This window comes from Pseudomonas fragi, assembly GCF_002269505.1.
GTDB lineage: Bacteria > Pseudomonadota > Gammaproteobacteria > Pseudomonadales > Pseudomonadaceae > Aquipseudomonas > Aquipseudomonas fragi_D.
The window spans coordinates 1-23,571 of record NZ_NQKQ01000002.1; the positions used below are offsets into that span (position 1 = coordinate 1).

Here is a 23,571-nt window from a genome sequence, read left to right on the forward strand (position 1 = left end):
AGGAGGTTCTGCGTAGTGGGTCGACCGGCATGGATGCCGGGAGAGCCGCGATGGGCCATGGATGGCCCGTGGCGGCGTGCCCACGGAGCGGGACCGGAGCGAGGGAACCTGAGCGCAGCGAAGGCCGTACGCCAGGGGCAAGCCTTTTTGGTTACTTTTTCGGCGTTTGGAAAAAGTGACTCGCTGTAAGAGCGAAACCATAATTTCAGTTAGACACAAATGCTGGATATGCACGCGGTACACCGATTAAACGCAGATGCAGGGTATGTACGCGGTACACCGATTAAACGCAGATGCAGGGTATGTACGCGGTACTCCCGTTAAAACCACCGAGTACATATCCATTCGATGTGTCACGGCGTTCTACGGGTTCCGCCCTTACGGCGGGTCACTTTTGGCAAACGCCGAGTGTCGGACCATCCCAAAAATAACCAAAAGGTCTTGGCCCTACCATACGGCCGCCTCGCCAAGGCTCGCCGGTGCCCTCACTCCGGCACTGTTATGGGGGCACGCCGCGACGGGCCATCCATGGCCCATCGCGGCTGGCGCGGCGTCCTGCCGCGCCACCCCCATAACAGCACCTGCGTTCGGCCTTCTGTGATGGGCCCCAGCGGTGTTTGGAATATTTCGGTGGCGGCAGTAGGATTGAGCTACAAGCTACAAACAAGACGTAAACCCTTGCCAGATAAGGGCTTAGCAATAAAGTCTGAATTCACGCTTCGTTTTTTACGCATCTTGTGGTATAAAATGCGCCGCTTTGCGGGTATAGCCCGCAGAGCACAAACCCACACACGTGTCGACACGATGACCTGGGTGCCTTCAGCTTTGAAGCTGCTGGTTGGTCGTTGGGATACGTGGAGGCCTAACCCGACTTATTAAGGAACTATCATGTCCCAAGTCAACATGCGCGATATGCTGAAGGCCGGTGTGCACTTCGGTCACCAAACCCGTTACTGGAACCCGAAGATGGGTAAATACATCTTTGGCGCGCGTAACAAGATCCACATCATCAACCTTGAAAAAACCCTGCCAATGTTCAACGAAGCTCTGACTTTCGTAGAGCGTCTGGCCCAGGGCAAAAACAAGATTCTGTTCGTCGGCACCAAGCGTTCCGCTGGCAAGATCGTTGCTGAAGAAGCAGCACGTTGCGGTTCGCCGTACGTCGATCACCGCTGGTTGGGCGGCATGCTCACCAACTTCAAAACCATTCGTGCTTCGATCAAGCGTCTGCGTGACCTTGAAATCCAGGCAGAAGACGGTACTTTCGCCAAGCTGACCAAGAAAGAGGCGCTGATGCGCACTCGCGATCTGCAGAAGCTGGATCGTAGCCTGGGTGGTATCAAGGACATGGGCGGTCTGCCAGACGCTCTGTTCGTTATCGACGTTGACCACGAGCGTATCGCGATCACCGAAGCTAACAAGTTGGGTATCCCGGTAATCGGCGTTGTCGATACCAACAGCAGCCCAGAAGGTGTTGACTACATCATCCCGGGTAACGATGACGCAATCCGCGCTATCCAGCTGTACATGGGTGCGATGGCTGATGCTGTGATCAAAGGCCGTAACCACGTTGCTGGCGGCACCGACGTTTTCGTCGAAGAAGCTCCAGCTGCAGCGGTAGTTGAAGGCTGAGTAATTAACGCCTAGCGTTTACTCAGTACGCAAAAAGGGGGCTTGGCCCCCTTTTTGCCACCTCGAAATCCATTTGTTGTAACCCTGTTTGTTGTATCTGTATCAGATGGCGACGTGCACGGTTGATTCGGGGTGCGCTTCAAACGAATTGAACGCCCGTTCGGTCGGGTGGAATGGTTGAAAACCTATCCAAGAGGAATTTTGAAATGGCAGAGATTACTGCAGCGTTGGTTAAAGAACTGCGTGAGCGTACTGGCGAAGGCATGATGGACTGCAAGAAAGCCTTGACCAAGGCTGGCGGCGACATCGAAAAAGCCATTGATGACATGCGTGCTTCGGGCGCCATCAAGGCAGCCAAAAAAGCAGGTAACGTTGCTGCTGAAGGCGCTATCGCAGTTAAAGTTGCAGACGACAACAAGTCGGCTGTAATTCTTGAAGTCAACTCGCAAACCGACTTCCTGGCTCTGCAAGAAGACTTCAAAAACTTCGTCGCTGCCAGCGTTGAAAAAGCCTTTGCTGACAAATTGACCGACGCAGCTCCGCTGATCGCCGCTCAAGAAGAAGCTCGTCTGATTCTGGTTGGTAAAGTAGGCGAGAACGTAAACATTCGTCGCCTGGCGCGCATCGAAGGCGACGTTGTTGACGCTTACCTGCACGGTAACAAAATCGGTGTTGTAGTTGCTCTGAAAGGCGGCAACGCTGAGCTGGCTCGTGACATCGCCATGCACGTAGCCGCAAGCAACCCAGAGTTCCTGCTGCCATCGCAAGTTTCCGCTGATGCTATCGAACGCGAAAAAACCGTGTTCATGAGCCTCAACGAAGACAAGATCAAAGGCAAGCCAGCAGAAATCGTTGAAAAAATGGTTGCCGGTCGCATCAGCAAGTTCCTGGCAGAAGCCAGCCTGGTTGAGCAAGCGTTCGTTAAGAACCCGGAAATCAAAGTCGGCGAACTGGCCAAGAAAGCCGGCGCTGAAATCGTTTCCTTCACTTACTTCAAAGTAGGTGATGGCATCGAGAAGCCAGTTGACGACTTCGCTGCTGAAGTTGCTGCTCAAGTGGCTGCCAGCAAGCAATAAGACGGTTTTAAACTGTCGACCCGAAGAGGCTGCCCGCTCACGCGCGCAGCCTCTTTTCAAATGGGAGGGGATTTTTCCTTCTCGGCGGAACCGGTTTACAAATTCGTGTTCCGATGGTGCTGCTGTGCAGTGCCACAGCTAGAACAAGCGCGGGTTGAAAAATGACCTCGCACAGATTATCTATAAAACGCGGCAGGAGAGATTCGCAATGGCTCAGCAGGGCAGTGGTTATCAAGCTCGCTATAAACGCATTCTACTCAAGCTAAGCGGCGAAGCCCTGATGGGCTCTGAAGAGTTCGGGATCGACCCAAAAGTACTCGACCGCATGGCACTGGAAGTCGGCCAACTGGTCGGCATCGGTGTTCAGGTAGGATTGGTAATTGGCGGTGGCAACCTGTTCCGTGGTGCAGCACTGAGTGCTGCAGGCATGGACCGTGTAACCGGCGACCATATGGGGATGCTGGCTACCGTGATGAACGCCCTGGCCATGCGCGATGCGCTGGAACGTGCGAATATCTCCGCCATCGTTATGTCGGCTATTTCCATGGTAGGCGTGACTGATCATTACGATCGTCGCAAGGCCATGCGTCACCTGAACGCCAAGGATGTAGTGATTTTCGCTGCGGGTACCGGTAATCCTTTCTTCACGACGGATTCAGCTGCCTGCTTGCGTGCCATCGAAATCGATGCCGATGTAGTACTCAAGGCAACCAAGGTTGACGGCGTGTACACCGCAGATCCATTCAAAGACCCGCATGCCGAGAAGTTCGATCATCTGACTTACGATGAAGTACTGGATCGCAAACTGGGTGTAATGGACCTGACGGCCATCTGTCTGTGCCGCGACCATAAAATGCCATTGCGTGTATTTAATATGAACAAGCCCGGCGCTTTGCTTAATATTGTCCATGGCGGCGCTGAAGGCACTCTGATCGAGGAAGGTCAACAATGATCAACGAAATCAAAAAAGACGCACAGACGCGCATGCAGAAATCGCTGGACTCTCTGTCCCATGCATTTGGCCAGATCCGTACCGGCAAGGCTCACCCAAGCATTCTGGGTAGCGTGATGGTGCCTTACTATGGCTCGGATACTCCGATCAGCCAGGTAGCCAACATCACCGTTAAAGACTCCCGCACCCTTCAAGTTGTAGCGTTCGAGCGCAACATGCTGGGCGCAGTCGACAAGGCCATCCAGAGCGCCGGTCTGAACCTCAACCCGACCAACCTGGGTGAGTTGCTGCTGATCTCCATGCCGGCCCTGACTGAAGAAACCCGTAAGGTTTTCGCCAAGCAGGCTCGTGATGCTGCTGAAGACGCCCGTATTGCCGTGCGTAATATCCGTCGCGACGCGTTGAGCCAGTTGAAAGATCTGGTCAAAGAGAAGGAAATCAGCGAAGACGAAGAGCGTCGTGCTGCTGATGATATCCAGAAACTGACCGACAAGGCCGTGGCAGATATCGAAGTTGCCACCAAGCAGAAAGAAGCGGACCTGATGGCCGTATAAGGGTCAGGGCGTTTTATGGAAAAGACGAAGCAGGCTGACCCGTCATCTGTTCCGCGACATGTCGCGATCATCATGGACGGTAATAATCGCTGGGCGAAAAAACGCTTTCTGCCGGGTGTCGCCGGGCATAAAGCGGGTGTGGATGCGGTTCGTGCGGTCATTGAAGTATGTGCCGAGGCCGGGGTCGAGGTACTGACCCTGTTCGCGTTTTCCAGTGAAAACTGGCAGCGGCCCGCCGCTGAAGTCAGTGCCTTGATGGACCTGTTTTTCAGGGCGCTGCGTCGTGAGGCCAAGCGCCTCAACGAAAACGAGATCAGTCTGCGGATCATTGGTGACCGCTCGCGCTTTCATCCCGATTTGCAAAATGCGATGCGTGAAGCGGAAGCAATGACAGTGGGCGAAGGCCGCTTTGTCTTGCAGATTGCCGCCAACTACGGTGGCCAGTGGGATATCGCCCAGGCCGCGCAGCAGTTGGCGCGTCAAGTTCAGACGGGTGACTTGCAGCCGGAGGAAATCACTCCGGGCTTGTTGCAAACCTGTCTGGTAACGGGCGATTTGCCATTGCCCGATCTGTGTATCCGCACCGGTGGCGAGCACCGCATCAGCAATTTCTTGCTGTGGCAGCTGGCCTATTCCGAGTTGTACTTCTCCGACCTGTTCTGGCCGGACTTCAAACACGAAGCCATGCAGCACGCATTGGCTGATTTCGCTTCTCGCCAGCGTCGCTTCGGTAAAACGAGCGAACAGGTTGAGGCTGGAGCCCGGATTTAATGCTTAAACAACGAATCATCACTGCACTTATCTTGCTGCCAATTGCCTTGTGCGGCTTTTTCCTGCTCGAGGGCAGCGGCTTTGCGCTGTTTATTGGCCTGGTCGTGACCCTGGGTGCCTGGGAGTGGGCGCGTCTTGCCGGTTTCGAGGCTCAACCTGCGCGTATTGTGTTTGCCGTGCTGGTGGCCTTGTTGCTGTTTGGCCTGCATCTGTTCCCTGACCTGGCGCCGTGGGTGCTGGGTGCTGCGGTATTGTGGTGGGCCACGGCTACTTTCCTGGTTCTGACCTTCCCGCAATCGGCTGTGCACTGGTCGAGCATTGCGACCAAGCTGGTGATCGGTCTGTTGATCCTGTTGCCGGCCTGGCAAGGCCTGGTCCTGATCAAGGCAATGCCGTTGGGCAACTGGCTGATCATGGCAGTGATGGTTCTGGTGTGGGGCGCAGACATTGGCGCTTATTTTTCCGGGCGCAAATTCGGCAAGCGCAAGCTCGCACCTAAAGTCAGCCCGGGCAAAAGCTGGGAAGGCGTTTTTGGCGGCTTGCTGCTGAGCCTGCTGATCACTGCCGTTGTCGGGGTGGTGCGCGGCTGGAGCGCTTCGCAGATGTTTGCCGCGTTGGTGGGCGCTGCCGTAATCGTATTGATATCGGTAGTCGGCGACCTCACGGAAAGCATGTTCAAACGCCAGGCCGGGATTAAAGACAGCAGCAACCTGCTGCCGGGCCATGGTGGTGTACTGGATCGCATTGACAGCCTGACGGCAGCGATCCCTGTATTTGCTGTATTGCTGTGGATGGCGGCTTCATGAGTCGTCCACAACAGATTACCGTTCTGGGGGCGACGGGTTCTATCGGCCTGAGTACCCTGGATGTGATTGCGCGTCATCCCGAGCGCTATCAGGCGTTCGCGCTGAGCGGCTACAGCCGTCTCGACGAGCTGCTGGCCTTGTGTGTCAAGCATCGGCCGCAAGTTGCCGTGGTTCCGCATGAAAAGGCTGCCAGTCAGTTGCAGGCAGGCTTGCGCGCTGCTGGGCTGAACACCGAAGTGCTGGTGGGTGAAGAGGGGTTGTGCCAGATTGCGTCGGCTCCTGAAGTCGATGCGGTGATGGCGGCAATCGTCGGTGCTGCAGGCTTGCGCCCGACACTGGCGGCAGTCAATGCCGGCAAAAAGATCCTGCTGGCCAATAAAGAGGCGCTGGTAATGACCGGCGATCTGTTTATGCAGGCTGTGCGTCGCAGCGGCTCGGTTTTGCTGCCCATCGACAGCGAGCACAATGCGATCTTCCAGTGCTTGCCCCAGGATTTTGCCCGTGGTCTGGGTAATGTCGGTGTACGTCGGATTTTGCTAACAGCCTCGGGCGGTCCGTTCCGTGAGACACCGCTGGCAGAGCTGGAACACGTCACGCCGGAGCAGGCCTGCGCTCATCCCAACTGGTCAATGGGGCGCAAAATTTCGGTGGATTCGGCGAGCATGATGAACAAGGGTCTGGAGCTGATCGAGGCCTGCTGGTTGTTCGATGCGCGTCCGGAGCAGGTCGAGGTGGTGATCCATCCGCAAAGCGTGATCCATTCGCTGGTCGATTATGTAGATGGCTCGGTACTGGCCCAGTTGGGCAACCCTGATATGCGCACGCCGATTGCCAATGCCCTGGCCTGGCCTGAGCGGATTGACTCGGGTGTAGCGCCGTTGGACCTGTTTGCGGTGGCGCGGCTGGACTTTCAGCGCCCTGACGAGCAACGTTTCCCTTGTTTGCGCCTGGCGCGCGAGGCTGCCGTTGCGGGCAATAGCGCCCCGGCAATGCTTAATGCGGCAAACGAGGTGGCTGTGGCGGCCTTTTTGGAGGGTCGAATCCGCTACCCGCAGATCGCGCGTATTATCGAAGACGTTTTAAATAGCGAGCCAGTGGTCGCCGTAAACGAACTGGAGGCGGTTTTCGCCGCTGATGGCAAGGCCCGAATGCTGGCTGAGCAGTGGTTGAGTCGTAACGGCTGAAAGTGGTGCAGGCCGCAACCGGACAGAATCGCGGAGAAAGTAGATGAGTGCGCTCTATATGATTGTTGGCACCCTGGTGGCATTGGGGGTGCTGGTCACTTTTCATGAATTCGGTCACTTTTGGGTGGCGCGCCGTTGTGGCGTCAAGGTTCTGCGCTTCTCCGTGGGCTTCGGTACGCCTTTGCTGCGCTGGCATGATCGCCAGGGCACCGAGTTTGTCGTAGCGGCCATCCCGTTGGGCGGCTATGTGAAAATGCTCGATGAGCGCGAGGGCGCTGTGCCTGTCGATCAGCTTGATCAGTCGTTCAACCGCAAAACTGTAGGCCAGCGCATTGCCATTGTCGCGGCCGGGCCGATTGCCAACTTCATGTTGGCCATGGCGTTCTTCTGGGTGCTGGCAATGATGGGCAGCCAGCAAGTGCGGCCGGTCATCGGTGCCGTAGAGGGCGGCAGCCTGGCGGCGCAAGCCGGCCTGGTAGCGGGGCAGGAAATTGTATCCATTGATGGCGAGCCAACCACGGGCTGGTCCAACGTCAACCTGCAATTGGTTCGTCGTCTGGGTGAAAGCGGGTCCTTGCAGGTTGTTGTGCGTGAACCGGGTACCACTGCCGAGGCGTCCCATCAGTTGGTATTGAAAGACTGGCTCAAGGGTGCCGATGAGCCGGATCCGATCAAGTCGCTGGGGATTCGTCCGTGGCGTCCCGAGTTGCCGGCCGTTCTGGCAGAGCTCGACCCGAAAGGCCCGGCCCAGGCTGCCGGGCTAAAAACCGGTGACAAGCTGCTTGCCATCAACGATCAGGCTGTCAAGGACTGGCAGCAGGTTGTCGACTGGGTGCGTGTGCATCCTGAGGCCCGTGTTGTGTTGCATGTCGAGCGTGATGGTGTGCCGGTAGATATTCCGGTCACCCTGGCTGCTCGCGGTGAAGGCAAGGCGGCAACCGGTTATCTGGGAGCCGGGGTCAAAGGTGTCGACTGGCCACCAGCGATGATTCGCGAGGTCAGCTATGGCCCGCTGGATGCGATCGGGGAGGGGGCTAAACGCACCTGGACCATGAGCATTCTGACGCTCGACTCGCTCAAGAAAATGTTGTTCGGTGAGCTCTCGGTAAAAAACTTGAGTGGACCGATAACCATTGCTAAAGTGGCGGGCGCTTCTGCCCAGTCGGGTGTTGCTGATTTCCTGAATTTCCTGGCTTATCTGAGTATCAGCCTGGGGGTTCTGAATTTGTTGCCCATTCCTGTACTGGATGGGGGGCATTTGTTGTTTTATCTGATCGAGTGGGTGCGTGGTCGCCCCTTGTCGGATCGGGTGCAGGGTTGGGGAATGCAGATCGGTATCAGTTTGGTGGTCGGGGTGATGTTACTTGCCTTGATCAACGATCTGGGCCGTCTGTAAACGCTTCGCTGAATTGCGAATCTGCCGCATTTTGCGGCAGTTTGTTTATTGCCAGTTGGAATAAGAAAGGACTTCATGAAACGTCTGCTGCTAACTGCGGTTCTCACCGTACTGATGATCGCCGAAGTTCACGCCGAGTCCTTCACTATCTCTGATATCCGTGTCAACGGCCTCCAGCGGGTTTCCGCCGGTAGCGTGTTTGGCGCGTTGCCTCTGAACGTGGGTGAAGTAGCGGATGACCGCCGTCTGGTGGATTCCACTCGTGCGTTGTTCAAAACCGGTTTCTTTCAGGATATCCAACTGGGTCGTGATGGCAATGTGCTTGTTATCACGGTTGTCGAACGCCCTTCCGTCTCCAGCATCACCATCGACGGCAACAAGGCGATCTCCACTGACGACCTGATGAAAGGTCTGAAACAGTCGGGCCTGGCCGAAGGCGAGATTTTCCAGCGCGCCACCCTTGAAGGTGTGCGTAACGAGTTGCAACGTCAGTATGTTGCCCAGGGCCGCTACTCGGCGACGGTAGACACCGAAGTGGTGCCCGAGCCGCGTAACCGCGTTGCCTTGAAGGTCAACATCAACGAAGGCACCGTTGCTGCGATCCAGCACATCAACGTGGTGGGTAACACGGTTTTCCCTGAGTCGGACCTGGTCGATCTGTTCGAACTCAAAACCACGAACTGGTTGTCGTTCTTCAAGAACGACGACAAGTACGCACGTGAAAAACTGTCGGGTGACCTTGAGCGTCTGCGCTCGTACTACCTCGATCGCGGCTATATCAATATGGATATCGCTTCGACCCAGGTATCGATCACTCCTGACAAGAAAAGCGTCTACATCACCGTTAACGTGAATGAAGGCGAAAAGTACAATGTCGGTGAAGTGAAACTGAGCGGTGATCTCAAGGTTCCGGAAGATCAGATCAAGTCGTTGCTGCTGGTTCAGCCGGGCCAGGTGTTCTCGCGCAAGCTGATGACCACCACCTCCGAGCTGATCACCCGTCGTCTGGGTAACGAGGGCTACACCTTCGCCAACGTCAACGGCGTGCCTCAACCAAACCCTGAAGACCACACCGTGGCCATCACCTTTGTGGTCGATCCGGGCAAGCGTGCTTACGTGAACCGCATCAACTACCGCGGCAACACCAAGTCGGCTGACGAAGTTCTGCGTCGCGAAATGCGTCAGATGGAAGGTGGCTGGGCTTCGACTTACCTGATTGACCAGTCCAAGGTCCGCCTTGAGCGCCTGGGCTTCTTCAAGGAAGTCAACGTCGAAACTCCGGCAGTGCCAGGCACTGACGATCAGGTTGACGTGAACTACGCAGTGGAAGAACAGGCGTCGGGTTCCATTACCGCCAGCGTCGGTTTTGCCCAGAGCGCCGGTTTGATCCTGGGCGGTTCGATTACCCAGAACAACTTCCTGGGTACGGGCAACAAGGTCAGCATTGGCCTGACCCGCAGCGAATACCAGAGCCGATACAACTTCAGCTACGTTGACCCGTACTGGACAGCGGATGGCGTGAGCCTGGGCTACAACGCCTTCTACCGCACCACTGACTACAAAGATCTGGACGTTGACGTAGCAAACTACTCGGTGGACAGCCTGGGTGCTGGTATCACCATGGGCTACCCGATCAGCGACACATCGCGCCTGACCTATGGCCTGACCGTACAGCAGGATGAAATCAGCACCGGCCAGTACACCGTTGACGAGATTTTCGACTTCGTAAACCGTGAAGGCGACAAGTACCTCAACTTCAAGGCGTCGGTTGGCTGGTCTGAATCGACCCTGAACAAAGGCGTATTGCCGACTCGCGGCAGCTCGCAGAGCCTGGTGTTTGAAACCACCATTCCTGGCAGCGACCTGCAGTTCTACAAACTGGACTACCGTGCCCAGCTGTTCCAGCCGTTGACCGACACCTACACCATGCGTCTGCACACAGAGCTGGGCTATGGTGATGGTTATGGTTCGACCGAAGGCCTGCCGTTTTATGAAAACTACTACGCCGGTGGCTTCAACTCGGTACGTGGCTTCAAGGACAGCGCTTTGGGTCCACGCAGTACCCCGAGCCGTGGTGCTGATGTAACCGGTAACGTAGGCACCATCGCCGACCCGGATCAAGACCCGCTGCCATTTGGTGGTAACGTGCTGATCCAGGGTGGTGTAGAAGTTCTGTTCCCGATGCCGTTCGTGAAAGATCAGCGTTCCCTGCGTACTTCCGTGTTCTGGGATGTGGGTAACGTGTTCGACACCAACTGCAAGGGCGATACCAAAGATTGCGATATCGGCTTCAGCAACCTGGCCAGCTCTGTGGGTGTTGGTGTGACCTGGGTGACTGCGCTTGGCCCGTTGAGCTTCAGCTTGGCCATGCCGATCAAGAAACCGGATGACGCAGACACTCAAGTGTTCCAGTTCTCCCTCGGCCAGACTTTCTAAAGCCTGACCTTAGATACAGACAACGGATTTTTTAGGAGTGCATCGTGCGTAAGTTGACTCAATTGGTTCTCCTGGCTTCGGTTTTGGTAGCTGGCCCGGCTTTCGCCGACATGAAAATTGCCGTACTGAACTATCAGATGGCATTGCTTGAATCGGACGCTGCCAAGCGTTATGCCGTGGATGCCGAGAAGAAATTTGGCCCGCAACTGACCAAGCTCAAAAGCCTGGAAAGCAGCGCCAAGGGTATCCAGGACCGTCTGGTTAAAGGCGGCGACAAAATGCAGCAAGGCGAGCGTGAGCGTCTGGAGCTTGAATTCAAGCAAAAGGCCCGTGACTTCCAGTTCCAGTCCAAGGAACTGAACGAAGCCAAAGCCGTTGCCGACCGTGAAATGCTGAAACAGCTGAAGCCGAAACTGGATAGCGCTGTTGAAGAAGTCATCAAAAAAGGCGCCTTTGACCTGGTGTTCGAGCGTGGTGCTGTGATTGATGTTAAACCTCAGTACGACATCACTCGCCAAGTTATCGAGCGCATGAATCAGCTGAAGTAATTATGACTGCGACTATAAAACTCGGCCAATTGGCCGAGTTCCTCGGGGCCACCTTGCGTGGCTCTGCGGAGAAAGAAATCACTGGGCTAGCCACTTTACAAGAGGCTGGCCCAGCTCAGTTGAGCTTTCTGGCCAACCCCCAGTACCGCAAATTTCTCGTCGACTGCCAGGCCGGAGCTGTATTGCTCAAGGCTGCGGACGCCGAAGAGTATGCCGGTGATGCCCTGGTTGTACCGGATCCTTACCTGGCTTATGCCCGTATTTCCCATCTGTTCGACCCCAAGCCCAAAGCGGCTGCTGGCATTCATCCGTCCGCAGTGATTGCTGACGACGCAGTGGTTGACCCTGCGGCAAGCATTGGTGCGTTTGCAGTGATCGAAAGCGGTGCACGCATTGCTGCCGGTGTCACGGTGGGTCCGCATTGCTTTATCGGGGCTCGTTGCGAAATCGGCGAAGGCGGCTGGCTGGCTCCACGCGTAACGCTGTATCACGATGTTCGCATCGGCAAGCGCGTGGTCATTCAGTCAGGCGCGGTGTTGGGCGGTGAAGGCTTCGGCTTTGCCAATGAAAAAGGCGTGTGGCAAAAAATCGCGCAAATCGGTGGTGTGACCATTGGTGATGATGTCGAAATCGGCGTCAATACCGCCATCGACCGTGGTGCCCTGGCCGATACGATTATCGGTAATGGCGTCAAGCTGGATAACCAGATCCAGATCGCGCACAACGTTCAGGTCGGTGACCATACGGCCATGGCAGCGTGTTGCGGGATCTCGGGCAGCACTAAAATTGGCAAGCACTGCATGTTGGCGGGTGGTGTCGGTTTGGTGGGGCACATTGAAATTTGTGACAATGTGTTCTTGACTGGCATGACGATGGTGACCCATTCGATTACCGAGCCTGGGGCCTACTCCTCCGGTACCGCAATGCAGCCGGCCGCCGAGTGGCGCAAAAGCGCGGCACGTATTCGTCAGCTGGACGATATCGCCCGGCGGTTGAAACAACTGGAAAAGCACGTCGGTAAGTGACCCCCGGCGGTAAAGCTTCTTCAAAAGGCTAATACAATTTCCATATCAAGCGTGCAGAGCCACTGGTTTGCTTCCTTGATTTGCTAGAGGAGCGCGCCTTAGTCGCGCGCGCCCAATCTTTATTACAGGCTTCCCCACGAAATGATGGACATCAACGAGATTCGCGAATATCTGCCCCACCGTTACCCGTTCCTGCTGGTGGACCGAGTGGTGGATCTGGATGTCGAGAACAAGCGCATTCGTGCCTACAAGAATGTCAGCATCAATGAGCCTTTTTTCAACGGCCACTTCCCGGCGCACCCGATCATGCCGGGTGTGTTGATCATTGAAGCCATGGCCCAGGCTGCTGGCATCCTTGGCTTCAAGATGATGGACCTCAAGCCGGCTGACGGCACACTTTATTACTTTGTAGGCTCCGACAAGCTACGCTTTCGTCAGCCCGTGCTGCCAGGTGATCAACTGATCCTTGAGGCCAAATTTTTGAGCTGCAAGCGTTCCATCTGGAAGTTTGAGTGCCAGGCAACGGTTGACGGCAAGCCGGTATGCTCGGCTGAAATCATTTGTGCGGAACGCAAACTATGAGTTTGATTGACCCTCGCGCAATCATCGATCCGACGGCCATATTGGCCGACGACGTCGAGGTCGGCCCTTGGTCGATCATCGGCGCAGGTGTGGAAATCGGCGAGGGGACAGTGATTGGGCCGCATGTGATTCTCAAGGGCCCAACCAGGATCGGTAAGCACAACCGCATCTACCAGTTTTCTTCGGTAGGCGAAGACACCCCTGATCTGAAGTACAAGGGTGAGGAAACTCGCCTGGTGATTGGTGACCACAACGTTATTCGTGAAGGTGTCACCATTCATCGCGGAACCATTCAGGACCGCTCTGAAACAACGCTGGGTGATCACAATCTGGTGATGGCTTATGCCCATATCGGCCATGACAGCGTCATCGGTAACCATTGCATCCTGGTCAACAACTCTGCGTTGGCGGGCCATGTGCATATGGGCGACTGGGCGATCCTGTCAGGTTTCACCCTGGTTCATCAGTTCTGCCATATCGGTGCCCACAGTTTTTCGGGCATGGGTACTGCCATCGGCAAGGACGTTCCGGCATTTGTAACCGTGTTCGGTAGCCCTGCTGAAGCACGCAGCATGAACTTTGAAGGCATGCGTCGTCGTGGCTTCAGTGACGATGCCATCCATGCCTTGCGTCGTGCCTACAAGGTGGTTTACCGCCAGGGGTTGACTGTTGATCAGGCGCTAGCCGAATTGGCCGAGCCTGCTTTGGAGTTCCCGGAAGTTGCCATGTTTGTAGAGTCCATTCGCTCTTCCACCCGCGGCATTACGCGCTAGTCATGGCCAGATTGCGTATCGCGCTGGTGGCGGGTGAGGCCTCGGGTGACATATTGGGTTCGGGGTTGATGCGGGCACTCAAGGCCCAGCATTCTGATATCGAATTCATCGGCGTGGGTGGTCCATTGATGGAAGCAGAGGGCATGAGCTCCTATTTCCCGATGGAGCGTCTATCGGTCATGGGCCTGGTTGAAGTGCTGGGGCGCCTGCGTGAACTGCTCAAGCGCCGCAAGCTGCTGGTTCAGACCCTGATCGCTGAAAAGCCTGATGTTTTTATCGGTATCGATGCGCCCGACTTCACCCTCAATATCGAACTTCAACTGCGCCGTGCCGGGATCAAGACTGTGCATTACGTGAGCCCGTCCGTGTGGGCGTGGCGACAGAAGCGCGTGCTGAAAATTCGCGAAGGCTGCGATTTGATGCTCACGCTGCTGCCCTTTGAAGCCAAATTCTATGAAGAGCACGGTGTGCCCGTGCGTTTCGTCGGCCATACCCTTGCCGATACGATCCCTCTTGAAGCCGATAAGGCTGGTGCTCGCGCTGAGCTTGGGCTACCTGATGGGCCGTTGGTCGCCTTGATGCCAGGCAGCCGTGGTGGCGAAGTCGGCAAGCTTGGCGGGCTATTTCTCGATGCCGCGCAAATAATTCGCGAAGCTCGCCCTGAAGTGCGCTTTGTGTTGCCTTGCGCGAGCGCAGCGCGTCGCGAGCAGATCGAACAGTTGCTGGTGGGGCGTGACTTGCCGCTGACCTTACTCGACGGCCAGTCCCACCTCGCGCTAGCGGCCTGTGATGCGGTCCTGATCGCATCCGGCACGGCCACTCTTGAAGCCTTGCTGTACAAGCGGCCGATGGTGGTGGCTTATCGCCTTGCACGTCTGACGTTCTGGATTCTCAAGCGTCTGGTCAAAAGCCCGTATGTCTCGCTGCCCAATTTGCTGGCCCAGCGCATGCTAGTGCCCGAGCTCTTGCAGGATGCAGCCACGCCTGAGGCACTGGCCCGCACCTTGCTGCCTTTGCTCGAGGGCGGCGAAGAGCAGACCCGCGGCTTTGACGAGATTCATCGCACATTGCGTCTCGACGCTTCCAATCAGGCCGCCCATGCGGTACTGGACCTGATTGCACAATCCCAATGAGTAAAGAAACCATGCAAATCGGATTGGACTTCAATCTGGTCGAAGACCTCGTGGCCGGTGTCGATGAAGTGGGTCGTGGCCCATTGTGCGGTGCCGTAGTAACGGCAGCCGTGATTCTTGACCCCAATCGGCCTATCGCCGGGCTCAATGATTCGAAAAAGCTCACTGAAGCCCGTCGCGAAAAGCTCTTCGACGAAATCCGTGAAAAAGCCCTCAGCTGGTGTATTGCTCGGGCCGAAGTCGAGGAAATCGACGAACTGAATATTTTGCACGCCACCATGTTGGCCATGCAGCGCGCTGTCGAGGGGCTGAGCATCACCCCAAAGTTGGCGATGATCGACGGCAATCGCTGCCCCAAGCTGGCCATGCCAGCCGAGGCTGTGGTCAAAGGCGATAGCAAGGTGCCGGCGATCGCGGCAGCTTCGATTCTGGCCAAGGTCAGTCGTGACCGGGAAATGGCAGCGTTCGAGTTGCAATATCCGGGTTATGGTATTGGCGGGCACAAGGGTTACCCAACCGCGGTACACCTTGAGGCGCTGGAGCGTCTGGGCCCGACGCCGATTCATCGTCGTTCGTTTGGCCCGGTGCGTCGTGCTTACGAGGCCCTTGAAGGCCTTTAGCCATAAGGCTGATGTTTTTGCCAAGGCCCGGTACAATCCGGGCCTTGTTGTTTCTCAAAGCTTATAGACAGGATCACCATGCCGGCTTCATTCGTTCACCTGCGCCTGCACACTGAGTACTCCCTGGTCGATGGCCTGGTGCGGATCAAGCCGCTGATCAAAACCCTGGCCGGCATGAATATGCCTGCCGTCGCGGTCACCGATCAAAACAACATGTGCTCCCTGGTCAAGTTCTACAAAGCCGCCATGGGCGGTGGAATCAAACCGATCAGTGGTGCAGACCTGTGGCTGTCGAACAAGGACCCGGAAAACCCGCTCAGCCGCATCAGCCTGCTGGCGATGAACCCTTTGGGCTATCGCAACCTGACCGAGCTGATTTCCCGTGGTTACATCGATGGCCAGCGCAATGGCCAGGTGATCATTGAGCGCGAATGGGTAGCCGAGGCTGCCGATGGCCTGATCATGTTGTCGGCTGCGAAAGAGGGCGAGATAGGTGTCGCGCTGATCAGTGGCAACACTGAAGAAGCCGAGACCCTGGCCCGTGAGTGGATGGCCGTTTTCCCTGACCGCTTCTATATCGAAGTACAGCGCACCAAGCGTCCCAATGATGAAGAGCATCTGCATGGGGCTGTGGCCCTTGCAGACAAAATTGGGGCGCCGCTGGTGGCGACCAACGATGTGCGCTTTATCAAGCAACAGGACTTTGAGGCTCACGAAACCCGCGTCTGCATTGGTGAAGGCCGGGCACTGGATGACCCGCGCCGTTCCAAGAATTACAGCGATCAGCAGTATCTGAAAAGCGCCGAGGAAATGGCCGAGCTGTTCAGCGATTTGCCTGATGCTCTGGCAAACACGGTTGAAATTGCCAAACGCTGTAATATCGAAGTGAAGCTGGGCACCCACTTTTTGCCCAATTTCCCGATCCCCGATGGCATGACCATCGATGAGTATTTCCGCAAGGTGTCGTTTGATGGTCTGGAAGATCGCCTGAGCGTTCTGCTGCCCAAGGACACCACCGAGGATTACGACGCCAAGCGTCAGGTGTATGTCGACCGGCTGAATTTCGAGCTGGATATCATTATCCAGATGGGGTTCCCGGGTTACTTCCTGATCGTGATGGACTTTATCCAGTGGGCCAAGAGCAACGGTGTACCGGTAGGGCCGGGTCGCGGGTCGGGTGCCGGGTCGCTGGTGGCCTATGTGCAGAAGATTACTGACCTTGACCCGCTGGAATACGACCTGCTGTTCGAGCGATTCCTTAACCCGGAACGGGTATCGATGCCCGACTTCGACGTCGACTTCTGCATGGATGGTCGCGACCGGGTCATCGAGTATGTGGCCGAAAAATACGGGCGCAACGCGGTAAGCCAGATCATTACCTTCGGTTCGATGGCCGCCAAGGCGGTAATCCGTGACGTGGCGCGGGTGCAGGGCAAGTCCTATGGCCTGGCGGACCGTCTGTCGAAGATGATTCCGTTCGAAGTGGGCATGACCCTGGAAAAAGCCTTTGAGCAGGAAGAAATCCTGCGCGACTTTATCAAGGTCGATGAAGAGGCTGCGGAAATCTGGGAAATGGCCCGCAAGCTTGAAGGCGTTGTGCGTAACGTCGGCAAGCACGCCGGTGGTGTAGTTATCGCACCGACCAAGCTGACTGACTTCTCGCCGATTTACTGCGACGAAGAGGGTGGTGGTCTGGTTACCCAGTTCGACAAGGATGACGTTGAGTCTGCTGGCCTGGTGAAGTTCGACTTCCTCGGTCTGCGGACCCTGACAGTGATCGACTGGGCGTTGAAAACCATCAACCGCGATCGCGCCAAGGTCGACGAGCCGCCGCTGGATATCGCCTTTATCCCGCTGGACGACAAGCCGACCTACCAGTTGCTGCAAAAAGCCGAAACCACCGCGGTGTTCCAGCTTGAATCCCGGGGTATGAAAGAGCTGATCAAAAAGCTCAAGCCCGACTGCCTGGAAGACTTGATCGCACTGGTGGCCCTGTTCCGTCCGGGCCCGCTGCAGTCGGGCATGGTTGATGACTTTATCAACCGTAAGCACGGTCGCGCCGAACTGGCTTACCCGCACTCGGACTACCAGTACGAAGGCCTCAAGCCTGTATTGGCACCCACTTACGGCATCATTCTGTATCAGGAACAGGTGATGCAGATTGCCCAGGTCATGGCCGGTTATACCCTCGGCGGCGCTGACATGCTGCGTCGGGCAATGGGCAAGAAAAAACCTGAAGAAATGGCCAAGCAGCGTGGCGGTTTCATCGAAGGGTGCGCCAATAACAATATTGACGCTGACCTGGCCGGTAACATTTTCGACCTGGTGGAAAAATTCGCCGGTTACGGTTTCAACAAATCCCACTCCGCTGCCTACGGCCTGGTGTCGTACCAGACCGCATGGCTGAAAACCCATTACCCGGCGCCATTTATGGCCGCGGTACTGTCGGCGGATATGCACAACACCGACAAGGTGGTGATCCTGATCGAAGAGATTCGCAGCATGAAGCTGCGTCTCGATGCGCCGGATGTGAATGCCTCGGAGTTCAAATTCACGGTGAACGATGAGGGCCGGATCATTTATGGTCTGGGGGCGATCAAGGGGGTGGGCGAGGGGCCTGTCGAGGCAATTACCGAGGCGCGTCAGGACGGGCCGTTCAAGGATTTGTTCGATTTCTGCGCCCGGGTTGATCTCAAACGAATCAACAAGCGTACTCTCGATGGTCTGATCCGCAGCGGTGCCCTTGACCGCCTGGGGCCGTTTTTCCATGACGAGCCCAAGGCCTGGCAAGCCAACATCGACCAGAACCGTGCGGTGTTATTGTCGGCGCTGGAAGAAGCGATCAAGGCAGCCGAGCAAACTGCGCGCACCCATGACAGCGGACACGCCGACCTGTTTGGCGGATTGTTTGTCGAAGCTGATGCGGACGTCTATGCCCACCACCGCAAGGCCAGGGAACTGACGCTCAAGGAGCGACTCAAAGGCGAGAAGGACACTCTGGGCCTGTACCTGACCGGTCATCCGATTGACGAGTACGAGGGCGAGATCCGCCGCTTTGCCCGTCAGCGCATTATTGATCTCAAGCCTGCCCGTGATACTCAGACCGTTGCCGGGATGATCATCGCGTTGCGGGTCATGAAGAACAAAAAAGGCGACAAGATGGGTTTTATTACCCTGGATGACCGCTCGGCGCGCATTGAAGCGTCGTTGTTTGCCGAGGCTTTTCATTCGGCGCAGTCGCTGTTGCAGACCGATGCGATGGTGGTGGTCGAAGGCGAAGTCAGTAATGACGACTTCTCCGGTGGTCTGCGCTTGCGAGTCAAGCGCGTGATGAGCATGGAAGATGCACGCACCAGCCTGGCCGAGAGTTTGCGCCTGAAAGTGAGCCGCGATGCGCTTAAGGGTGATCAACTGCGCAATCTGGGCGAGCTGCTCAAGAAACATCGCGGTGCCTGCCCTATAACCATGGAGTACACGGGTGAAGAGGCCAAGGCCATGTTGCAGTTTGGCGAGACCTGGCGGATCGATCCGGCAGACAGCTTGATTCAAGCCCTGCGTGACCAGTTCGGGCGAGACAACGTCTTCCTCCAATACCGTTGACGGTCAGGGGCCATAGCTGCGCCCTGACCTCGACCTGAATTTTTAATCTCGACCTGAGAGCGCCTGTCCCTTAAGGTAGGCGCGATACAGATCAACCGGCTGCCCCAGCTCGGTACGAAACGCCAGCAAATGCTGGGCTTTTGACCCTCTGGCATGCTTTGCCGCCGACCCAAGACGGATGCTTATGAACCCGAATTTTCTTGATTTCGAACAGCCGATTGCTGACCTGCAAGCCAAAATCGAAGAGTTGCGCTTGGTGGGTAATGACAATTCGCTGAATATCAGCGATGAAATCTCTCGTCTGCAAGACAAAAGCAAAACGCTGACTGAAGATATTTTCGGCAAGCTCACCAGCTGGCAAATTGCCCGCTTGGCCCGTCACCCGCGTCGTCCCTACACGCTGGACTACATCGATCACATCTTCACCGAGTTCGATGAATTGCACGGTGACCGTCATTTCTCTGATGATGCGGCCATTGTTGGCGGTATTGCCCGTCTGGACGATCAGCCAGTGATGGTGATTGGTCACCAGAAAGGCCGTGAAGTGCGTGAAAAAGTGCGACGCAATTTCGGTATGCCGCGCCCTGAAGGCTATCGCAAGGCCTGCCGTCTGATGGAAATGGCCGAGCGTTTCAAGATGCCGATCCTGACCTTTATCGACACGCCGGGTGCTTACCCGGGTATCGACGCTGAGGAGCGTAACCAGAGCGAAGCCATTGCCTGGAACCTGCGCGTCATGTCGCGCCTGAAAACCCCTATTATCGCTACCGTTATCGGCGAAGGCGGTTCGGGTGGTGCATTGGCCATTGGAGTGTGTGATCAGTTGAACATGCTGCAGTACTCGACCTACGCGGTGATCTCGCCGGAAGGTTGCGCCTCGATTCTGTGGAAAACCGCCGAAAAAGCGCCCGACGCCGCTGAAGCCATGGGTATCACTGCCGAGCGCCTGAAAGGCCTGGGCATCGTCGACAAGGTGATTGGCGAGCCATTGGGCGGCGCGCACCGTGACCCGGCGGCGGCTTCAGCGAGCATTCGTGCCGATCTGATTTCCCAGCTCGACATGCTCAAGAAGCTGGATCACGAAGCTCTGCTCAAGCGTCGTTATGATCGTTTGATGAGCTACGGTCTCTGATATCTGATTAAAGCTGGCCCTCACCCCAACCCTCTCCCGCAGGGAGAGGGGGTTGATGGGTGGTGTTCTCGCTACCGCGTGCGGTCAGTTCCCTCTCCCTTTGGGAGAGGGTTAGGGTGAGGGGCTTTTGATGGCTGACATGCCAATTCTACTTCTGCAAGCCCTTGCCCCCTGGCGCAACGCCAAGGCCTGGCACGTCGCGCTCTCCGGCGGCCTGGATTCGACCGTCCTGCTGCACCTCCTCGTTCAATTGCGTCAAACCCATTCAATACCGCCCATTACCGCTGTCCATGTCCATCATGGTCTCCAGGCGGCAGCTGATACGTGGCCGGCCCATTGTCAGGCGCTGTGTGACGGGCTGGGCGTGCCCTTGCAGGTGGTTCGCGTGCAGGTGCAGGCGGGTGCAAGTGTCGAGCGTGCGGCGCGGGATGCGCGCTATCAGGCGTTTGCAGCGCTCACCGCTGCCGGGGAGGTGCTGCTGGTAGGGCAGCACCGTGATGATCAGGCTGAAACTCTCTTGTTTCGCCTGTTGCGCGGGGCAGGGGTCAGCGGCTTGGCGGCCATGCCGCGCCAGCGTCGACTGGGGGCAGGGCACCTTTTTCGACCCTTGCTGGACGTACCGCGTGCCCGGCTTGAGTCATATGCCCGAGAGCAAGGGTTGAGCTGGATTGAAGACCCCTCCAATAGCCAGACAGATTTTTCCCGCAATTTCTTGCGCCATGAGGTCTTCCCGGTCCTGACCCGGCGTTGGCCCCAGGCGAACGCCAGTATGGCCCGCAGCGCATCACACTGTGCCGAAGCCCTGGGTTTGCTTGAGGAGTTGGCGAAGCAGGATCTGCAAGCGGCTGACTCTGCCAGCGACTTTGCCTGGCTCGGCCTGCCTTCCTTGGCCCTGGCGCCGCTGACCAGCCTGTCACCTGCCCGCCAGCGCAATGCCTTGCGGTACTGGCTGGCGACGCTTACTTCGCTACCGGACACCGACCATTGGGCGGGCTGGGATGCCCTGCGTGATGCCCGCAACGATGCGCAGCCGCTCTGGAAGCTGGCGGAGGGCGAGCTGCATCGCGCGGCAGGGCGGATCTGGTGGTTGTCCGCCGACTGGCTGCACCAGCCGGCTGCCCCAGTGTCCTGGGGTCGACCCGATCAGGCCCTGGTGCTGCCAGGTAATGGGCTGGTGCGCTTTGTCGGGGATATTCCTGATGGCCCCCTGCAAGTGAGCTATCGTCAAGGAGGCGAAGTAATGGCGCTGGCGCAGCGCGGCCATCGTGATCTCAAACGGTTGTTCAACGAACGGGGTGTGCCGTTATTCGCCCGTGGCAGATTGCCGCTTCTGTATCGCAATGAGCAGTTATTGGCCGTGGCAAACCTCAATGGACTGGACTCGGGCCCCTGTGGACACTGGCAATTACGCTGGCTGCCAACTTCGAGCGATCAAGGTTTGAGCTGAAAGGGGGTTTCCGGTAGACTACGCTCCCTTCTTGATACAACTTCTGTAGATTCACCAGAATTGCAGATGTTGCCGATTACCAAGCAGTCTTTGCTGGGCGATTTTAAAAAAATGTGTGGCTTGCATCGAACCGGTGGTTTCCATCGGTCTGTTTCAACGCAGCAGTTTTTCGAAAGGTGCACTGTGACTAATGCTGGTGATTGGGGGCTTCGGCCTTCCTTCGCTTTCCCCGGCGGCTCTGACCGCTTTAACGCAGACTTCTAGGGTTTTTCATGACGCGCTACATCTTCGTCACGGGCGGTGTTGTTTCTTCATTGGGGAAAGGCATTGCCTCGGCTTCATTGGCAGCCATCCTGGAGGCGCGGGGACTTAAGGTCACCATGCTGAAGCTGGACCCCTACATCAACGTTGATCCGGGCACCATGAGCCCGTTCCAGCACGGTGAAGTGTTCGTCACACACGACGGCGCCGAAACCGACCTGGACTTGGGCCATTACGAGCGGTTCATCCGCACGACCATGACCCAGAACAACAACTTCACCACGGGCCGTGTTTACGAACACGTCCTGCGCAAGGAGCGCCGTGGTGATTACCTGGGTGCAACCATTCAGGTAATTCCGCACATCACCGACGAAATCAAACGTCGGATCATCAAGGGCGCCGGCGATGCCGACGTAGCGATGGTTGAGATTGGCGGCACTGTGGGTGACATTGAGTCGCAACCGTTCCTCGAAGCTATCCGTCAGCTGCGCATCGAAGTGGGCGCCAAGCGCGCCATGCTGATGCACCTGACTCTGGTTCCGTACATCGCCACCGCTGGCGAAACGAAAACCAAACCGACGCAACATTCGGTTAAAGAATTGCGCTCCATCGGCCTGCAGCCAGACGTACTGATCTGCCGCTCCGATCACCACGTTGATGTGTCTTCGCGTCGCAAGATCGCGCTGTTCACCAACGTTGAAGAGCGTGCCGTTATTTCGCTGGAAGACGCCGACACGATCTACAAGATCCCGGGCATGCTGCACGCTCAGGGTCTGGATGATTTCGTGGTTGAGCGCTTCGGCCTGGAATGCAACAGCGCCGACCTGTCCGAGTGGGACAAAGTGGTCGACGCCAAGCTCAATCCAGAGCACGAAGTCACCATCGCGATGGTCGGCAAGTACATGGAACTGCTGGACGCGTACAAGTCGCTGATCGAAGCGATGAGCCACGCCGGTATTTCCAACCGTACCAAGGTCAACCTGCGTTATATCGACTCCGAAGATATCGAAAACAAAGGCACTGAACTGCTTGAGGGCTGTGATGCCATTCTGGTTCCGGGCGGCTTCGGTCTGCGCGGCGTAGAAGGCAAGATCACGGCGGTTCAGTATGCTCGTGAGAACAAGGTGCCATACCTGGGTATCTGCCTGGGCATGCAAGTAGCGGTAATCGAGTTCGCACGTAACGTGCTGGGCTGGAAAGACGCCAACTCCACCGAATTCGATCGCAGCAGCGGTCACCCGGTTGTGGGCCTGATCACCGAGTGGGAAGACGCCACCGGTGCAGTTGAAACCCGTACCGAAACCTCCGATCTGGGCGGCACCATGCGTCTGGGTGCGCAGGATTGCCAGCTGCAAGCCGGTTCCCTGGTTCACGACTGCTATGCCAAGGACGTGATTGTTGAACGTCATCGTCATCGCTATGAAGTGAACAACAACCTGCTGCCACAACTGACTGAAGCAGGCCTGAAAGTGACCGGTCGCTCCGGTGACGGCGCGCTGGTAGAAGTGGTTGAAGCTCCGGATCATCCTTGGTTCGTTGCTTGCCAGTTCCACCCGGAGTTCACCTCCACGCCACGTGATGGCCATCCATTGTTCACCGGTTTCGTCAAGGCTGCACTGGCGCAACACGAGAAGAAGGCGTAA

18 protein-coding genes and 1 pseudogene are annotated in these 23,571 nt (G+C 56.8%); all 19 read left to right on the forward strand.

Annotated features, from left to right (window positions below; genetic code table 11):
* Positions 1 to 888: 888 nt before the first annotated feature.
* Entirely contained in the window at positions 889 to 1,632 is a 744-nt protein-coding gene (rpsB, locus tag CJU81_RS02470) for a 30S ribosomal protein S2 (RefSeq protein ID WP_016781981.1), read from the forward strand.
* A 206-nt stretch (positions 1,633 to 1,838) separates the two neighbouring features.
* A complete protein-coding gene (tsf, locus tag CJU81_RS02475) occupies positions 1,839 to 2,708 on the forward strand; it encodes a translation elongation factor Ts (protein ID WP_095035375.1) in 870 nt (289 codons plus the stop codon).
* Between the two features lie 208 nt (positions 2,709 to 2,916).
* Positions 2,917 to 3,660, forward strand: coding sequence for a UMP kinase (gene pyrH / locus CJU81_RS02480; RefSeq protein WP_003440426.1), 744 nt, complete (start codon positions 2,917 to 2,919; stop codon positions 3,658 to 3,660).
* On the forward strand, positions 3,657 to 4,214 hold the full coding sequence (frr, locus tag CJU81_RS02485) for a ribosome recycling factor (RefSeq protein ID WP_048359907.1): 558 nt from the start codon (positions 3,657 to 3,659) through the stop codon (positions 4,212 to 4,214). The genes pyrH and frr overlap by 4 nt, the downstream gene beginning before the upstream one ends.
* A gap of 15 nt (positions 4,215 to 4,229) precedes the next feature.
* Positions 4,230 to 4,985, forward strand: coding sequence for a polyprenyl diphosphate synthase (gene uppS, locus CJU81_RS02490; protein ID WP_095029946.1), 756 nt, complete (start codon positions 4,230 to 4,232; stop codon positions 4,983 to 4,985).
* Complete coding sequence (locus tag CJU81_RS02495) at positions 4,985 to 5,791, forward strand: phosphatidate cytidylyltransferase (protein ID WP_095035376.1); 807 nt, start codon at positions 4,985 to 4,987, stop codon at positions 5,789 to 5,791. Before uppS ends, CJU81_RS02495 begins: the two co-directional genes overlap by 1 nt.
* Entirely contained in the window at positions 5,788 to 6,975 is a 1,188-nt protein-coding gene (gene ispC, locus CJU81_RS02500) for a 1-deoxy-D-xylulose-5-phosphate reductoisomerase (protein WP_095035377.1), read from the forward strand. Before CJU81_RS02495 ends, ispC begins: the two co-directional genes overlap by 4 nt.
* A gap of 43 nt (positions 6,976 to 7,018) precedes the next feature.
* Positions 7,019 to 8,371, forward strand: coding sequence for an RIP metalloprotease RseP (gene rseP, locus CJU81_RS02505; RefSeq protein WP_095035378.1), 1,353 nt, complete (start codon positions 7,019 to 7,021; stop codon positions 8,369 to 8,371).
* Positions 8,372 to 8,446: 75 nt separating this feature from the next.
* Positions 8,447 to 10,807 (forward strand): outer membrane protein assembly factor BamA, encoded by a 2,361-nt coding sequence (bamA, locus tag CJU81_RS02510; protein ID WP_095035379.1) that lies wholly within the window; start codon positions 8,447 to 8,449, stop codon positions 10,805 to 10,807.
* A gap of 44 nt (positions 10,808 to 10,851) precedes the next feature.
* Complete coding sequence (locus CJU81_RS02515) at positions 10,852 to 11,355, forward strand: OmpH family outer membrane protein (RefSeq protein ID WP_003440444.1); 504 nt, start codon at positions 10,852 to 10,854, stop codon at positions 11,353 to 11,355.
* 2 nt (positions 11,356 to 11,357) lie between these two features.
* Positions 11,358 to 12,412 (forward strand): annotated as a pseudogene (gene lpxD, locus CJU81_RS02520) (UDP-3-O-(3-hydroxymyristoyl)glucosamine N-acyltransferase).
* Between the two features lie 109 nt (positions 12,413 to 12,521).
* Positions 12,522 to 12,962, forward strand: a complete 441-nt coding sequence (gene fabZ, locus CJU81_RS02525) for a 3-hydroxyacyl-ACP dehydratase FabZ (protein WP_016781990.1) — start codon at positions 12,522 to 12,524, stop codon at positions 12,960 to 12,962.
* Entirely contained in the window at positions 12,959 to 13,735 is a 777-nt protein-coding gene (gene lpxA, locus CJU81_RS02530; RefSeq protein WP_095035380.1) for an acyl-ACP--UDP-N-acetylglucosamine O-acyltransferase, read from the forward strand. Before fabZ ends, lpxA begins: the two co-directional genes overlap by 4 nt.
* A 2-nt stretch (positions 13,736 to 13,737) precedes the next feature.
* On the forward strand, positions 13,738 to 14,868 hold the full coding sequence (gene lpxB / locus CJU81_RS02535; RefSeq protein ID WP_095035381.1) for a lipid-A-disaccharide synthase: 1,131 nt from the start codon (positions 13,738 to 13,740) through the stop codon (positions 14,866 to 14,868).
* Between the two features lie 11 nt (positions 14,869 to 14,879).
* The gene (rnhB, locus tag CJU81_RS02540; protein WP_016781993.1) at positions 14,880 to 15,488 is read left to right on the forward strand and encodes a ribonuclease HII; all 609 of its coding nucleotides are present in this window, start codon (positions 14,880 to 14,882) and stop codon (positions 15,486 to 15,488) included.
* Between the two features lie 78 nt (positions 15,489 to 15,566).
* Positions 15,567 to 19,088 carry a DNA polymerase III subunit alpha gene (gene dnaE / locus CJU81_RS02545; protein ID WP_095035382.1) on the forward strand — a complete coding sequence of 1,174 codons (3,522 nt, stop codon included), beginning with the start codon at positions 15,567 to 15,569 and terminating at the stop codon, positions 19,086 to 19,088.
* A 184-nt stretch (positions 19,089 to 19,272) separates the two neighbouring features.
* Positions 19,273 to 20,220 (forward strand): acetyl-CoA carboxylase carboxyltransferase subunit alpha, encoded by a 948-nt coding sequence (locus tag CJU81_RS02550; protein WP_095035383.1) that lies wholly within the window; start codon positions 19,273 to 19,275, stop codon positions 20,218 to 20,220.
* A 130-nt stretch (positions 20,221 to 20,350) separates the two neighbouring features.
* Positions 20,351 to 21,667, forward strand: coding sequence for a tRNA lysidine(34) synthetase TilS (gene tilS, locus CJU81_RS02555; protein WP_095035384.1), 1,317 nt, complete (start codon positions 20,351 to 20,353; stop codon positions 21,665 to 21,667).
* A 272-nt stretch (positions 21,668 to 21,939) separates the two neighbouring features.
* Positions 21,940 to 23,571 carry a CTP synthase gene (locus CJU81_RS02560; RefSeq protein ID WP_029611550.1) on the forward strand — a complete coding sequence of 544 codons (1,632 nt, stop codon included), beginning with the start codon at positions 21,940 to 21,942 and terminating at the stop codon, positions 23,569 to 23,571.